Below are 14,258 nucleotides of genomic sequence, written 5' to 3'. Positions count from 1 at the left end.
GCGGGTACGACGCCATAAATCGCGGAACTCAGCCCTTCGGCTTGACCTTGCCGAGAATGCGATCCGCCTCGGTGCGCCAGTCGGCGCTGCGCGCGAAACCCGCCTCGCCCTTGGTGCCGAACAGCCCGTCATCGGCGAGATCCGCGACCCAGCCCTGCCGCTCGGCCGTGCCTTCGGCCGACCATGGCGCGAGCCCGATCTCACGGACGGTCTCGGCGACCTCGCGCACTTCCTCGCTGCGGCGGCGGCCGTGCTCGATGACACGTTGGAAGAAATAGGCGCCCTGCTTCTCCCAGTCGATGCTCGGAAACGTCTCGACCAGCGAGGCGATCACCGCGTCCTCGACGCCATAGGCGCGCGCGGTCGTAAAGCTCTCGATCACCATGGCCTCAAGGCCCTTGATCATGATGCTGCGGCACATCTTGGTAGCCGAGGCGACGCCGAGCTTGTCGCTGGCGACTTTCGCATCGAAGCCGATGGCATTGAGCAGCGGCGCGAGATCGCGCGCGCCGGTGCCGCCGAGCAGCAGCGGCACCCTGATGCGGTATGGCGGGATCGAGGTCATGACCGCGCCCTCGACATAGCGCCCACCGGCGCCATCGATCAACACGGCCGCACGTTGCTTCGCGCCGGGAGATGCCGAGTTGAAATCGAGAAACCATGCCTGCGGCTTCAGACCGGGCACACAGGCCTGCGCGGCTGGCACTGTCTGGCTTGCGGTCACCGCACAGACGATGAAATCCGCGCGTGAGGCGAGATCGGCATGCGAAGATGCGAGCGTGACACCATGGGTCTCGGCGTGGTCGCAGAGCGCCCCGGCATCTGCCCCGTCGAGCTTGAGATCATAGGCGCTGACGCGGATATCCTGCTTGCGCAGGTCTTCCGCGAGAATGCGCCCGACTTCGCCATAACCGATCAGGCCGACGTGCCACTGGTTCGAACGTTCAGTCATATTGCTTACTGGACCTTGATGTTTGCCGCCTTCAGCACCGGCCCCCATTTGTCCGCTTCGGCATGCATGAATTTGTCGAAGTCGGCGGGCGAGGAACCGACCGGCGTGGCATCGATCTTCTTCAGCGCCGCCAGCACCACCGGATCCTTCAGCGCCGTCACCAGATCCGCATGGATCTTCGCCACGACATCGGCCGGCATGCCGGCAGGTCCGAGGAATCCCCACCACACCGCGGTATCATAACCGGCGACGCCGGATTCGGCGACCGTCGGCACATTGGGCAGCGCCGCCGAGCGCGTCGCCGTCGTCACCGCCACGGCACGCACCGCGCCGCCTTCGAGCTGGCCGACGATCTCGGGCAGCGGATTGATGCTCATGGGAATATCGCCAGCAATGACGGCCGTGAGCGCCGGCGCACCGCCCTTGTAGGGGATCGAGACGATCTTGGTGCCGGCCATGTGGTTCAACAATTCGCCGGCGAGATGCGCCGAGGTGCCATTGCCCGACATGCCGTAGGACAAAGAGTCCGGCTTGGCTTTCGCTTGCGCCAGCAGCTCTTGCAGATTCTTGGCCGGATTGTCCTTCGACACCACGATGGCCAGCGGCGAATAGGCGACTTCGCTGATCGCGGTGAAATCCTTGAACGTGTCGTAGGGCAGCTTCGGATAGAAGAACTGATTAAGCGGATGGCCCGACGCGACAAGGATCAGCGTGTAGCCATCGGGCGGCGACTTCGCGAGCGCCTGCGAGGCGATGATGCCGCCGGCGCCCGGACGGTTGTCCACCACGGGCTGCTGGCCCCAGGTCTTCGACAGCGACTGCGCAAAGGTCCGCGCCAGCACATCGACCGCGCCGCCGGCCGCATAAGGCACGAGGATCGTCACCTGCTTGCTCGGAAAGGTCTGGGCGTACAGCGACGGGCTGGCGAAAGACAGCAGCGCAGCCGCCGTGGCGATGGCCAGTTTCATGGGCGCAGGCAAAGACACGGGCATGGGTTGTCGTTCCTCTTGTAATATCGCGCAACAATCTCGTGTCGTTGCTACTTGATATGGCTACTTGGCTGTGGTCGCAGCGCGCAGTCCGGATCGTGCGATGGCCGCATCGACCAATCCCTGCGCCTTCACATCCTCGGTGAATTTGCGGACAAATGCCATCCCCTCGTCGCGCCCCTTGGGGATCGCGATGGCATGCCGCTCGACGCCCCAGCGACCGTCCAGCACCTTCGCCCCCGGCGCTTGCTCTGCGAGTTCGAACAGCGTCGCCTTGTTGGTGGCGAACACATCGATGCTGCCAGCCATCAGCAGGCCGGGCGCAAGCCTGATGGCGGGCACGCGGACGACTTCGGCATTCTTCAAATCGCGTGACAGAACCGCGTCGGATGAACTTCCGGCGGTGACGCCGACATGGACGCCTTTGACGTCGACATCATCGGGCCCCGCAACCCTGGACTCTTTCGCGACGAGATAGCCAAGATCGCTTTCCAGATAAGACGGGCCGAAATCCATGTCGTTCGCACGCGCAGCCGACGCATTGGTGAAAGCGGCATCGACGGCGCCTGTCTTCACCGCTTCGAGAACCTCGGCATTCCTGGAGAACACCACCGGCTCATAGGGCACGCCCAATTGGCGCGCGAGCTCCTTGCCGAGATCGTAACCGACACCACGCGGGCCTTCGGTTTGCGATACGAGAATAGACGTCGGTGTTCCCGGATAGAGCCCGACACGCAGCTTGCCTGATGGTGCGAGGATCTGCTTCGGCTCGAGGTCGACGGCAACTGCAGGACCGGCAAACGCTGCCACCAGGAGCATGATTGCCGCGATCTGCGCGGCAAGTTTGTTTCCAACCGTTGCCACGCGCATCATCACCCTCCTAGATCGTCCGCCCAGCCTTGGCCCAATAAGGATCGCGCAGCCGGCGCTTGAAGATCTTGCCGGAGTCTTCGCGCGGCAGATTGCTCTGGATCTCCATCTGCTTCGGCACTTTATAGTCGGCCAGCGCCTTCTTCAGGTCCGCGCGCACCGTCGCCAGGTCGAGCACCACGCCGGGCTGCGGTTCGATGACCGCCATCAGGGACTCGCCGAACTCCTCGTCAGGAATCCCGAACACCGCGCAGTCATGCACCCCGGGCAGCGCATGCAGCGCGGCTTCGATTTCGGCGGGATAGATATTGACGCCGCCGGAGATCACCATGTCGCGCTTGCGATCGCAGATGAAGACATAGCCGTCGGCATCGAGATAGCCGACATCGCCCGAGGTGATGAAACCGTCGCGGTCGATCTCGGCGCGCTTTTCGGGCTTGTTGTGATAGGTGAAATCCGGATTGCCTGATATGCGCGAATAAATCTCGCCAATCTCGCCCTGAGGCAGAATCTCGCCGTCATCGCCGAGAAAACGCAGTTCGGCGCCGGACGCGATCTTGCCGACAGTACCCGGCTTCTTCAACGCGTCTTCGGAATTCGCAAAGGTCACCGCGCCGGATTCGGTGGAGCCGTAGAATTCGTAGATCACCGGTCCCCACCAGTCGATCATCGCAGTCTTCACATCGGCGGGGCACGGCGCGGCGGCATGGATGATGTGGCGCAGCGACGACATGTCGTATTTCTTGCGGACGTCCTCCGGCAGCTTCATCAGGCGGATGAACATGGTCGGCACCATGAAGATGGTGTCGATCTTCTCGTCCTGCACCACGCGCAGGAATTCTTCGGGATCGAAGCGCGGCATCATCACCAGCACGCCACCGAGGCGCCCGGCGCGCAGCGCGAAGGCATTGGGCGCCGAGTGATAGAGCGGTCCGGGCAGCAAAGCGCGTGCACCGGGCTTGAGGCCATAGACGCGTGCACGCATCTGGTCGGCGGCCGCCGCCTGCTCCGGCGTCGGCGCGAAACGGCGCACACCCTTTGGATGGCCGGTGGTGCCCGATGTGTAGATCATGTTGTGCGGCTGCGGCAGCGCGGGGCCGTCATAGGGCGCCTGGTCGGTCAGCCAGCTCTCCAGATCGATGGCGCCGTCCGGGGTGCCGAGCCGTGCGGGATCGACCTTGTAGTTCGCGACGATCTCCGGCGGCGTCGGCACGCTCAGCGACACGATGCCCTGCGGGATCGCCTCGCGCAGCTGATGCAGCATATCGGCATGAGCGATCAGGACGTTGCTGCCGGAGTCCTTGATCACATAAGTGATCTCTTCCGGCTTGAAGTGCCAGTTCACCGGTACGCCGTACGCGCCGAGCTGCGCCACCGCATAGGCCGCTTCAAGAAACGCAATGTCGTTGCGCATCAGGATGCTGACGCTGTCGCCCTGCTTGACGCCAAGCCGCGACAACCCGCCGGCGATGCGGCTCGCGCGTTCGGTCAGTTCGGCAAAGCCGCGGCGGCGATCACCTGAGATGACGCCTTGAAACAGGGAATTTGTCGACATGGATACGTTTCCGGATTTTTGTTGTTTTTTGTTTTAGCGAGACTTCCACGCCTTCATTGCGAGGAGCCCTTGCGACGAAGCAATCCAGTCTTCGTTTGTGACTTTCTGGATTGCTTCGCCCAAAGAAAGTTGGAAGTCCAACTTTCTCAGGGCTCGCAATGACGGCTGAGAACGTCGCGGGCTAATCCACAAATTTCGGCGCACGCTTCTCGATATTCGCGCGCACGGCTTCGGTCTGGTTCGGTCCACCCATCAGTTTCATCTGCTCGACGGATTCGGCGAGCAGCGCCGGACCGGGATCGACCGCAAGATTGTTGAGCATGCGCTTGGCGGCGCGGATCGCATCGGGGCTCTTGCCGGCGATCTCGCGCGCCGTCTCGAGTGCCGCGGCACGCGGATCGTCGCAGATGCGCGTGGCGAGGCCGTAACTCAGGGCTTCCTGTGCCGAGAAGATGCGGCCGGTGTAAGTGAGGTCGCGCAGGATGTCGTCGCGCACGAGGCTGGCGAGGATCGGCGTGCCCGCCATGTCGGGCACGAGACCCCATTTGATTTCCATGACTGACATTCGCGTGTCCGGCGCGAGAAACCGCATATCGGCGCCGAGTGCGACCTGGAATCCGCCGCCAAAGGCGACGCCATGAACCGCCGCGATCACCGGCACCGGCAATTGACGCCAGCCCCACACGGCCTGCTGGGAATGATTGCAAAGACCGTGTGTGCGCAGTGACAGGTCGCGCTTCTGCGCGCCGCCAATACCGTCGCCGCCGCCCTCATTCATCGCGGCGAATCGTCCCATGTCGAGGCCGGCGCAGAACGCCCGGCCCTCGCCGGACAGCACCACCGCGCGCAGGCCCTTCTCGTGGCTCAGGCGCTCGGCGGTATCGACCAATGCCGCAAACATCGCCGCATCCAGCGCATTCATCTTGTCCGCGCGGACCAGCCGAACATCGGCAACGCCATCCGTCATGGACACAGAGATGCGGTCTTCCATGGGTGGTTTCCTTCCTAGACTTGTTTTTCTTCCCGCTTTACACGCAAGCGGTATCGGGTTTAGTCAATCAACTAATTAACCCGTCCGCATCCTCTTAAAGCAGGACCCTCCCATGTTCAATCAGCAGCTCCTCGCAGGCCGAAAAATCCTCGTCACCGGCGGTGGCACCGGTCTCGGCAAATCGATGGCGGCGAAATTCCTCGAACTCGGCGCCGAAGTGCATATCTGCGGTCGCCGCAAGGCTGTATGCGACGAGACCGCAACCGAGCTGATGGCGGAATTTGGCGGCAAGGTCTCCAGCCACGGCGTCGACATCCGCGACGCCGCGGCGGTCGATGCGATGATCGAAGGCATCTGGGCCGATGGTCCCCTCACCGACCTGATCAACAACGCCGCCGGAAATTTCATCTCGCGGACGCAGGACCTGTCGGCGCGCGGCTTCGACGCGGTCGCCAACACGGTGATGCACGGCACGTTCTACATGACCCATGCGGTCGGCCGCCGCTGGATCGCCGACAAGGTGCCGGGCAATGTGGTCTCGATCACCGTGACCTGGGTACGCAACGGCAGCCCCTATGTGGTGCCCTCCGCCATGAGCAAATCGGCGATCCATGCCATGACCATGTCGCTGGCCACCGAATGGGGCCGCTACGGCATCCGCCTCAACACCATCGCGCCCGGCGAAATCCCCACCGAAGGCATGAGCAAGCGCATCAAGCCCGGCGACGAGGCCGGTGCCCGCACCCGCGCATGGAATCCCATGGGCCGCGTCGGCAAGATGGAAGAGCTGCAGAATCTCGCGGTGTTCCTGATCTCCGGCGGCTGCGACTGGATATCAGGCGAGACCATCGCCATGGACGGCGCGCAGGCGCTCGCCATGGGCGGCAACTTCTATCAGCTGCGCGACTGGTCCGATGCCGAATGGATCCAGGCACGCGACAGCATCAAAGCGCAGAACGAAAAGGACAAGGCGCAGCGGGGGTAAGAGCCGCAAAATAATTCGACCGGCAGCGAGGCTCTCCCATGCGGGAGGCCTCGCTTTGTTTTTTGATCAACGCGCAACCTGCAACCGCTCGCGCGCAACCCTCATGGCCTCGTCTTCGGACGCAACGACCGCGGAGTTGATGCCGAACGCCTTCGTCGCAAGTGCCGACTGGGCTTCCACGAGAACGCGTGTGACGGCATTCGGCTCGACGGCAATGATGGCACGGCAAAGCAGCGCGAGCGTCGCTTTGTTGCGCTTGAGCCAAAGCCCCCTCGCTTTGCGATCTTCATGCGCCTCATCATGATGATGACTGGCCATGATCATGACGAAAGGCTGCTTGCGGCCGATGAGATCGTCCATCTCGACCTCCCACTGCGCCGCACTTCCTGGCTGAAGCTCATCATGCCGGACCCACACGATCGGGAAGGCCGCAACATCGTGAATGAGAAAGGCACCGCTATCGAGGCTCATCGTCGTCTCCTGACTGTTCGTTGATCTGCATGCGGAGATAGACCAGGTCGCTTAAACCCGTTAACGACATTCGGACGCAAAATAATGAGAACCGGCCAGGCTGGAGCGGTTCTGAAAAGGCATGGTGTCATGACCTCGCTCACCGAGCGCCTCGACGGACCATCCGCAATCGCTATCTGGGGCAGCGATGAGCCCGGCGATGCATTTCGGCTCGGCACCCGCGAACTCGACTGGCATCATCACCGCCGCGGCCAGTTGTTCTGTATCGAAAGCGGATTGATCCGCCTGCACACGAAACAGGGCTCGTGGCTACTGCCGCCGCAGCGCATCGGCTGGCTGCCGCCCGGGCTCCATCACAAGGTGACCCTGAGCGGTGTACTGAGCGGATGGGGCGTACTCCTGACGCCGGCCGCGAGCCGGACATTGCCGTCGCAGCCCTGCGTCATGGGTGTCAGCGATCTGCTGCGCGCGCTCGTCAGACGCGCTGCGGGTTGGACGAATGCGGATCGGCTCACGCCGGCGCAGACGCGCGTCGTGGCCGTGCTGCTCGACGAAATCCGCGGTGCGCCGCAGGAGCCGCTGCATCTGCCGATGCCGACGGATATCCGCGCCTTGCGTATCGCCAATGCGCTGATCCGGCGGCCGCATGACGCGCGCACGCTGCATGAGCTTGGCGAATGGGCTGGCCTGTCGGAACGAACGGCACGTCGCATCTTCATGACGGAGACCGGCATGGGCTTCACGCAGTGGCGGCAGCAGGCGCGTCTCATGCTGGCGTTGGAACGGCTGGCCACCAATGAACCCGTCGCGGATGTCGCCGAAGCGCTCGGCTATGCCACGTCCAGCAACTTCATCGCGATGTTTCGACGGGCGTTTGGCGAGCCGCCCGCGCGCTATTTTGCAAAACAGCGCAGGACGCGCGACGCCGGGTGAGTGAAGTCCGCGCATGTCTCACCGCACCGCAGCACCTTTCTCATCTTGTCAGCCCTCCCGGACACCCTCACACTCTCCGCAACTAAAAATAATCGGAGGGAGGGAGACACATGTCCGTTGCGGAAGCGGCCACGCTGGCCGATGTCATTCGCGTGCAAGCACAAACGCGCGGCGATTCAATTGCGCTGGTGTTCGAGGGCCGCGAGACCAGCTACAGATCACTCGACCGCAATGCCAACCGCGTCGCCAACGGGCTGATCGCGCTCGGCGTAAAGCCGAACGAGCGCATCGCCTATCTCGGCAAGAACAGCGACCTCTTCATCGAGCTTCTTGCCGGCGCCGTGAAGGCCAAGGTGGTGACGGCGCCGGTGAACTGGCGGCTCGCCGGACCGGAGATCGCCTTCATCATCGATGACGCGAAGGCACAGGTGCTGTTCGTCGGACCGGAATTCGTCGATCTCGTCCGCAGCCTCAAGCCACAAATGCCGGGCGTGCGTATCGTCATGACCATGGAAGGCGGCGCAACCGAGTGGCAGGATTTTACGGCCTGGCGCGACGCGCAGAGCGAGCGCGACCCGAACCTCACCATGACCAAGGACGATGTCGCGATCCAGCTCTACACGTCGGGCACGACAGGCAAGCCGAAAGGCGCGATGCTGTCGCATCAGAATTTCCTGTCACTGCTGCGCATCGGCGGCACCGACGAGAACCCTGACTGGAATGTCTGGACCGCCGACGACGTCTCGCTGGTGGCGATGCCGGTATTTCATATCGGCGGCGTCGGCTGGGCGGTGTTCGGCCTCTATCACGGCGCCAAGAGCGTGATCGCGCGGGAGTTCGATCCCAACAAGGTGCTCGATTTCTTCCGGGACTACGGCATCAGCAAACTGTTCCTGGTGCCGGCAGCGATGCAGTTCATCGTGCGGCAGCCGCGTGCGCGGGAGATGGATTTCAGCAAGCTGCGCTACATCATGTATGGCGCATCGCCGATTCCCGCCGCCCTGCTCAAGGAATGCATCAGCGTGTTTGGCTGCGGCTTCGTGCAGATGTATGGCATGACCGAGACCACCGGTACCATCGTGGTGCTGGCGCCCGAAGATCACGTCGAGGGCCGCGATTGCATGCGCTCCGCCGGCAAGGCGCTACCGGGAATCGAGATCGCCATTCTCGATGTCGACGGCAAGCCGCTTGATGTGGGCGAAGTCGGCGAGATCGCAACGCGCTCGGCATCCAACATGGTGGGCTACTGGAATCTGCCGGATGCGACCGCGCGCACACTGGGTCGCGACAACTGGCTGCGCACCGGCGATGCCGGTTATCTCGACAAAGACGGATTCCTCTACATCCACGACCGCATCAAGGACATGATCATCTCCGGCGGCGAGAACATCTATCCCGCCGAAGTGGAGAGCGCGATCTGCGATCATCCGGATGTGGCGGAGGTCGCCGTCATCGGTATTCCCGACGATACATGGGGCGAAGCGGTGAAGGCCGTGGTGGTGCTGAAGCCCGGCAAGGAGCTCAGCCCAACCGATCTGATGAAGTTCACGCGCGAGCGCATCGCAGGATTCAAGGCGCCGAAGACGATCGACTTCATTGCAGCATTGCCACGCAATGCGTCGGGCAAGATCCTGCGACGGCAGTTGCGCGATCCCTATTGGGTGGGGAAAGAGCGGCAGGTGAACTGAGAACCTGTGTAGCTGCCGCCTTATTCTGTCGGCGCTGGGTATATCGATACAGCGAAGACGAGGAACTTCGTCATCTCGCTACCGCGCGGCTCCTCCGGGATCATCCGATAGCGCTTTCAGCTAATTGTCTGATGGAGACGTTGAGCGTAGCGTTATGACGGTCAGCCGAACGGCTAGTGAACCTCGTGTGTCCGTTGTAGAGGCGCGAAGTCATGCGCGGCGAGATTCGTGACATCAGTTCAGGCAGGGGCAAGGACCCCGCCACCCCGCGCGTCGGAACGCCGCGTCGCCTTGCGGCGATCGTTGTGGGGGACATCTGCGGATATAGCCGCCTCATGGAACTCGACGAGGAAGAAACGCATGCGCGCGTCAAACGCATCGAGCGTGACCTCATCGAGCCGAGCATTACCGAGCACGACGGCAAACTCGTCAAAAGGACTGGCGATGGGTTCATTGCGATATTCGATAGTCCGGTCGAAGCCGTTCGGTGCGGCATCGTCATCCAGCAAAGCATGATCGGGCGCAACGCTGCGCTGCCAAAGAGTTCCTGGATCGAATATCGCATTGGCGTCAATCTGGGAGACGTGATCATCGAGCCGAATGATGTCTTCGGCGATGGCGTCAATATCGCCGCGCGCCTCGAGGGGATTGCCGACCCCGGCCAAGTGTACATCTCGGGTGGCATCTACGAGCAGATCAAGCACAAGCTCGTCTGCGGTTATGAGTCGCTTGGAGACCGCAAGATCAAGAACATTACCGACCCCGTGCGCGTTTACCGGGTGCTTCCTGATCCCGCGGCATTCAACAAGGCACGGAAGCGGCGTGAACATGTTCTGATCATTTCGTTTTGTGCCATCCTGCTGGCTCTCGCAGGCGCCGGCGTCTGGTACATGAAGACTTATCCGCGCGGTGAAATCGGCAATCAGGCGTCAGCTCCCGCGGCGCCTCCGCAAGAGACAGGGAATGCAAGCACCCGATCAGCGCCCGCGCCCGCCGCCAAGCAAGCCCGGCCTGAACCTGCCCCGGCGGTGACGCCTGCCCCGCCCCCGCCGCCAGCACCACCAAAGCCGGTCATAGAGCCCGTCATGGTCCCGCTCCCCGGCGGGACCTTCGCGATGGGCAGCAATGACGACATATCGGAAAAGCCGATACACCAGGTCACGATCAAGCCCTTCGCTATCAGCAAGTATCCGGTCTCGGTTCGGGAATGGAACGCGTGCGCTGCTGCGAATGCATGCGCGTTTCTGGTGACAGGGCGGGACGACATTCCGGTCACGGATGTGAGCTGGACCGATGCCAAGCAGTTTGTCGCATGGCTCGCGAAGGAAACGCAAAAAGCCTTCCGGCTCCCGAGCGAAGCTGAATGGGAATATGCCGCGCGTGGCGGCACGCAAACGAAATACTGGTGGGGCGATCAGCTCCAGCCCGGCATGGCCAATTGCAAGAACTGCACGGACGCCGCCGCCGAACAGCCGCTCAAGCTCGGCAGTCTGAAGCCAAATCCATTCGGACTCTACGATATGGGTGGCGGCGTCAATCAATGGACAGAGGATTGCTGGCACAAGAACTATCAGGGTGCCCCGCAGAACGGCGCGCCATGGGTCGAGAACGACTGCGTCTCACACGTCATTCGATCGGGCTCCTGGAAAAACGATGCGCGTTACGTCCGACCCGCAAGCCGCGACGGCTACGACACCAATGTGCGATATCCGACCCACGGCTTCCGGATTGCCATTTCGTCCTGAGACCGCCCCCGAAGGAAAGGCTGCGTCATGAGGATCACCGGGCTCATCGTGTTGTCCGCCATGCTGTCAACGGCGCCCCTTGCAGTCCATGCGCAAGGAAAGTCCGCACCGAAGGATGCGGTCCTCTATTTCGTGTGGCCACAGGACAAAGCGGTGATCAAGGGCGGGTTCTGGTGTCGTTTCGGTTTGCGCAACATGGGCGTCACTCATGCAGGCGATAATTTCCAGAACAGCGGCCATCATCATTTGCTGATCGATGTGAATGACCCGCTCGATCCGAAGGAGCCGATCCCGCAGGACAAGTCGCATCTCCATTTCGGAGCCGGCCAGACCGAAGCACGCATCGAATTGCCCCCCGGCAAACATACGCTCCAGCTCGTGCTGGGAGACGGCGCTCATTACCCCTTCAACCCGCCCATCGTCTCGAACAAGATCACCGTGACAATCAAGTGAGCGTGCTTCCGACGCCGGGACGTGCGGCCTGCTCTGCCAGAACAACAAAAAAGGCCCGCTTGCGCGGGCCTTTCGAATTCATGTGGCTTGATCGCGTGTGGATCAGGCGGTCTTGGCGAACGACGTCGCCTTCGAGAAGTTGTCCTGCGCGCTCTTGGCGCCTTCCGACACGAGCTTGCCGAGATATTCGGTCGACGCCTTGGCGCGCGAGCTCAAAACTTCGCCATGGGCACGCACGAGATCGGTCTGCACCTGGAAGGCTTCGGTCAGCGATTTCGCCGAAGCGAGCTTGTCGATGCCAGCGAAGAACGACTGGACGTCGGCATAGAACGCGTCCTGAACGTTGCGGCTGATCTTGGTCGCCTCAGAGACCGAGTTCGACACAGCGGTTTCGATGGCGGAGGTCACCTTCTCGGAATTGGCCTGGAAGTCGGCGGCCTTGTCCTTGGCAGTGCCGGCAGCGCGCTTGACGAAGTCACGGGTCGCTTCGGGCACTTCCAGATTCTGCAGCTTGGTGAACGCCTCGGTGACGGGCGCGAAAGCCTGCTTGACGTTGTTCAGCACGGAATTGGTTTCGGTTTCGATCGTCATGTTCGTCTCCATCCTCGGGTTGGGCCGCCTCTGCAAAGCTCATGCTTGCACTCGGCTCGGCTCACCCCGTCCCGCCGTTGTGGGCCCGGGGTGCAACTTCTATGACATAGTAAATAATGCACTGCAACATCTATGGTGCATCGCAACATCACAAACCCGTGATCTGCCCGGTAATCAGGCGGCACCTGATGCATTAACGGGCTACCGTCAGAGATCTGAAACAGGAGAGTAACCGACGTGTTGATTTAGCTTTATAATTTAGCATTTCGAGCCGCGGATTCTTCGGATATCCAACTGGGCAAGGCAAATGGCACCTGCCCTTTAAGTCGGCAAACCGACTTCCCAACGCCTCGACGACCCCAGCCTTAAGTCGTGGGCCGGGCCGGTCTCCCGCCTCGCCTTTGCCATTGCATATTCGCCCCGCGCGCAGGCACACTCATCGGTAGAGCGCCGCAAAGGCGTCGGTGACCATGCGAGGGAGGGACGTATCATGGCCGAAGCCAGCAGGAAGCTGTCCTCAATGGACGCGTCGTTTCTGTATCTGGAAACGCCGGAGATGCCGATGCATGTCGGCAGCATGGCGATCTTTCGCCTGCCCGAGGATTACAAGGGCGACTTCTTCGAGGACTTCAAGGCGATGATCGCCTCGCGCCTGCATGTGGCGCCGATCCTCAAGGCCCGACTGGAAAAGGCCCCGCTAGATATCGACCATCCCTCCTGGGTCGAGGACGACCAGTTCGACATCGACCGTCACATCTTCCGCGGCAGCCTGCCCGCGCCCCATGACCGTCCCACGCTGGAGCGCATCGTCGGCTGGATGCATGCCAAGCTGCTGAACCGCGCCCGGCCGCTGTGGGAGTTCTATGTTTTCGAGGGCATGAAGGACAACGAGATCGGCCTGTATTCGAAGATGCACCATGCCTGCATCGATGGCGGCGCCGGCGCGGCCCTCACCAGCATGATCTATGACGTGACGCCGATCCCGCGCGAGATCGAAAAGCCGGAAGTGCGCGCCAAGCAGCGTCAGGAGCCGCGCGATATCGCAGCGAGCTTCATCGACTCCTACCAGCAGCTCTGGCGTCAGCCGCTGGAGAATTCCGGAAAAGGCATCGAACTACCGCGCTCCGGCAAAAGCGATATCGGCTCAATCCTATTCGACAACGCCATGTTCCAAATCGAGAGCGCGGTGAAATTCGCCGGCTCGATCCCGACCATGGTGAAGAGCGCGTCCGACGTGATGGCGAAGATTGCCGATCCGAAATCGCGCGACAGTCTCAACAGCATGCTGTCGCCGCCGACGCTGCTCAACAAAACCATCTCCTCGGAGCGCAGCTTTGCCGGCGTGTCGGTGCCGCTGTCAGCCGCGAAGGCCGTTGCCAAACAAGCCGGCGGCAAACTGAACGACGTTGTGCTGGCGCTCTCATCAGGCGTTGTCCGACGCTATCTCAAGGAAAAAGGTGCCCTGCCCGCCAAGTCCCTGACTGCCGCAGTGCCGATCTCGCTACGCGAGGAAGGCAACACCGATTCCAACAATCAGGTATTCGGCATGATCTGCTCGATCGCCAGCAATATCGAGGATCCCAAGGAGCGGCTGGAAGCGATCATCGCGCAATCGACCAAGTCCAAGGAGATGTCGCATCCGCTGCGCGCATTGATGCCGCAGGTCTCCAACATCTCCATGCTGGGCGCACCGATCATGGTGCAGATCCTGGCGCTGCTCTACAGCCGCACCAACCTCTCCGACGTGTTGCCGCCGGCGGCCAACATCACGGTGTCCAACGTGCCCGGTCCGCGGCAAACACTCTATGCGGCCGGCGCCGAGCTGCTGCACATCTTCCCGGTCTCCATCGCCACCCATGGGCTGGCGCTGAACATCACCGTGCAGAGTTATCGCGACCAGCTCGATTTCGGCTTCATTGCTGGCGCCAACATCATCCCGCATGTGCAGGTGCTCGCCGACATGATGCCGGATGAATTCGCGCTGCTGCAGGCGGCCTTCGCGTCGCCCGATGCTCTCAAGACCGCCAGCTAAGGA

General features: G+C 62.1%; 13 protein-coding genes and 1 pseudogene. 7 read left to right on the top strand and 7 right to left on the bottom strand.

What is annotated here, in order from left to right; all coding sequences use genetic code 11:
• Positions 1-28 precede the first annotated feature (28 nt).
• The 5 genes from AB7951_RS07310 to AB7951_RS07290 all read right to left on the bottom strand — a co-directional run bounded on the left by AB7951_RS07310 (position 29) and on the right by AB7951_RS07290 (position 5,357).
• Entirely contained in the window at positions 29-952 is a 924-nt protein-coding gene (locus AB7951_RS07310; RefSeq protein WP_439061788.1) for an NAD(P)-dependent oxidoreductase, read from the bottom strand.
• A gap of 5 nt (positions 953-957) precedes the next feature.
• On the bottom strand, positions 958-1,944 hold the full coding sequence (locus AB7951_RS07305) for a tripartite tricarboxylate transporter substrate binding protein (protein WP_439061789.1): 987 nt from the start codon (positions 1,942-1,944) through the stop codon (positions 958-960).
• 60 nt (positions 1,945-2,004) lie between these two features.
• The gene (locus tag AB7951_RS07300) at positions 2,005-2,811 is read right to left on the bottom strand and encodes a transporter substrate-binding domain-containing protein (protein WP_439061790.1); all 807 of its coding nucleotides are present in this window, start codon (positions 2,809-2,811) and stop codon (positions 2,005-2,007) included.
• A gap of 10 nt (positions 2,812-2,821) precedes the next feature.
• The gene (locus tag AB7951_RS07295; RefSeq protein WP_120291279.1) at positions 2,822-4,366 is read right to left on the bottom strand and encodes an acyl-CoA synthetase; all 1,545 of its coding nucleotides are present in this window, start codon (positions 4,364-4,366) and stop codon (positions 2,822-2,824) included.
• A gap of 181 nt (positions 4,367-4,547) precedes the next feature.
• The gene (locus AB7951_RS07290; RefSeq protein WP_089265116.1) at positions 4,548-5,357 is read right to left on the bottom strand and encodes a crotonase/enoyl-CoA hydratase family protein; all 810 of its coding nucleotides are present in this window, start codon (positions 5,355-5,357) and stop codon (positions 4,548-4,550) included.
• Between the two features lie 112 nt (positions 5,358-5,469).
• Here AB7951_RS07290 and AB7951_RS07285 point away from each other — a divergent pair, with 112 nt between their 5' ends.
• Positions 5,470-6,342, top strand: a complete 873-nt coding sequence (locus AB7951_RS07285; RefSeq protein WP_120291281.1) for an SDR family oxidoreductase — start codon at positions 5,470-5,472, stop codon at positions 6,340-6,342.
• A gap of 66 nt (positions 6,343-6,408) precedes the next feature.
• On the opposite strand, the gene AB7951_RS07280 is transcribed toward AB7951_RS07285, so the two are convergent.
• Positions 6,409-6,813 (bottom strand): hypothetical protein, encoded by a 405-nt coding sequence (locus AB7951_RS07280; RefSeq protein ID WP_120291283.1) that lies wholly within the window; start codon positions 6,811-6,813, stop codon positions 6,409-6,411.
• Positions 6,814-6,942: 129 nt separating this feature from the next.
• Between AB7951_RS07280 and AB7951_RS07275 the strand changes: the two genes are divergently transcribed.
• The 5 genes and pseudogenes from AB7951_RS07275 to AB7951_RS07255 all read left to right on the top strand — a co-directional run bounded on the left by AB7951_RS07275 (position 6,943) and on the right by AB7951_RS07255 (position 11,632).
• The gene (locus tag AB7951_RS07275) at positions 6,943-7,746 is read left to right on the top strand and encodes an AraC family transcriptional regulator (protein ID WP_199712094.1); all 804 of its coding nucleotides are present in this window, start codon (positions 6,943-6,945) and stop codon (positions 7,744-7,746) included.
• 110 nt (positions 7,747-7,856) lie between these two features.
• Positions 7,857-9,434, top strand: coding sequence for a fatty acid--CoA ligase (locus tag AB7951_RS07270; protein ID WP_120291287.1), 1,578 nt, complete (start codon positions 7,857-7,859; stop codon positions 9,432-9,434).
• Positions 9,435-9,646: 212 nt separating this feature from the next.
• Positions 9,647-10,081 (top strand): annotated as a pseudogene (locus AB7951_RS07265) (adenylate/guanylate cyclase domain-containing protein); the annotation flags it as partial.
• Between the two features lie 438 nt (positions 10,082-10,519).
• The gene (locus tag AB7951_RS07260) at positions 10,520-11,179 is read left to right on the top strand and encodes a formylglycine-generating enzyme family protein (protein ID WP_439068994.1); all 660 of its coding nucleotides are present in this window, start codon (positions 10,520-10,522) and stop codon (positions 11,177-11,179) included.
• Between the two features lie 27 nt (positions 11,180-11,206).
• A complete protein-coding gene (locus AB7951_RS07255; RefSeq protein WP_089265122.1) occupies positions 11,207-11,632 on the top strand; it encodes a DUF4399 domain-containing protein in 426 nt (141 codons plus the stop codon).
• Positions 11,633-11,734: 102 nt separating this feature from the next.
• Here AB7951_RS07255 and AB7951_RS07250 read toward each other — a convergent pair whose 3' ends face one another.
• Complete coding sequence (locus AB7951_RS07250; RefSeq protein WP_231079957.1) at positions 11,735-12,223, bottom strand: phasin family protein; 489 nt, start codon at positions 12,221-12,223, stop codon at positions 11,735-11,737.
• 490 nt (positions 12,224-12,713) lie between these two features.
• On the opposite strand from AB7951_RS07250, the gene AB7951_RS07245 reads away from it, so the two are divergent.
• Positions 12,714-14,255 (top strand): WS/DGAT/MGAT family O-acyltransferase, encoded by a 1,542-nt coding sequence (locus tag AB7951_RS07245; RefSeq protein WP_120291291.1) that lies wholly within the window; start codon positions 12,714-12,716, stop codon positions 14,253-14,255.
• Positions 14,256-14,258: the final 3 nt, after the last annotated feature.

This window comes from Tardiphaga sp. 285_C5_N1_2 (genome assembly GCF_052076065.1).
In the GTDB taxonomy this organism is placed as follows: Bacteria; Pseudomonadota; Alphaproteobacteria; order Rhizobiales; family Xanthobacteraceae; genus Tardiphaga; species Tardiphaga robiniae.
This window is presented reverse-complemented; position numbering and strand designations above follow the sequence as displayed.

What these genes read in the sequence shown, in the direction of transcription:
- AB7951_RS07310 (WP_439061788.1), bottom strand. Translation starts at nt 952, where the DNA reads ATGACTGAACGTTCGAACCAGTGGCACGTCGGCCTGATCGGTTATGGC.
- AB7951_RS07305 (WP_439061789.1), bottom strand. Translation starts at nt 1,944, where the DNA reads ATGCCCGTGTCTTTGCCTGCGCCCATGAAACTGGCCATCGCCACGGCG.
- AB7951_RS07300 (WP_439061790.1), bottom strand. Translation starts at nt 2,811, where the DNA reads ATGCGCGTGGCAACGGTTGGAAACAAACTTGCCGCGCAGATCGCGGCA.
- AB7951_RS07295 (WP_120291279.1), bottom strand. Translation starts at nt 4,366, where the DNA reads ATGTCGACAAATTCCCTGTTTCAAGGCGTCATCTCAGGTGATCGCCGC.
- AB7951_RS07290 (WP_089265116.1), bottom strand. Translation starts at nt 5,357, where the DNA reads ATGGAAGACCGCATCTCTGTGTCCATGACGGATGGCGTTGCCGATGTT.
- AB7951_RS07285 (WP_120291281.1), top strand. Translation starts at nt 5,470, where the DNA reads ATGTTCAATCAGCAGCTCCTCGCAGGCCGAAAAATCCTCGTCACCGGC.
- AB7951_RS07280 (WP_120291283.1), bottom strand. Translation starts at nt 6,813, where the DNA reads ATGAGCCTCGATAGCGGTGCCTTTCTCATTCACGATGTTGCGGCCTTC.
- AB7951_RS07275 (WP_199712094.1), top strand. Translation starts at nt 6,943, where the DNA reads ATGACCTCGCTCACCGAGCGCCTCGACGGACCATCCGCAATCGCTATC.
- AB7951_RS07270 (WP_120291287.1), top strand. Translation starts at nt 7,857, where the DNA reads ATGTCCGTTGCGGAAGCGGCCACGCTGGCCGATGTCATTCGCGTGCAA.
- AB7951_RS07260 (WP_439068994.1), top strand. Translation starts at nt 10,520, where the DNA reads ATGGTCCCGCTCCCCGGCGGGACCTTCGCGATGGGCAGCAATGACGAC.
- AB7951_RS07255 (WP_089265122.1), top strand. Translation starts at nt 11,207, where the DNA reads ATGAGGATCACCGGGCTCATCGTGTTGTCCGCCATGCTGTCAACGGCG.
- AB7951_RS07250 (WP_231079957.1), bottom strand. Translation starts at nt 12,223, where the DNA reads ATGACGATCGAAACCGAAACCAATTCCGTGCTGAACAACGTCAAGCAG.
- AB7951_RS07245 (WP_120291291.1), top strand. Translation starts at nt 12,714, where the DNA reads ATGGCCGAAGCCAGCAGGAAGCTGTCCTCAATGGACGCGTCGTTTCTG.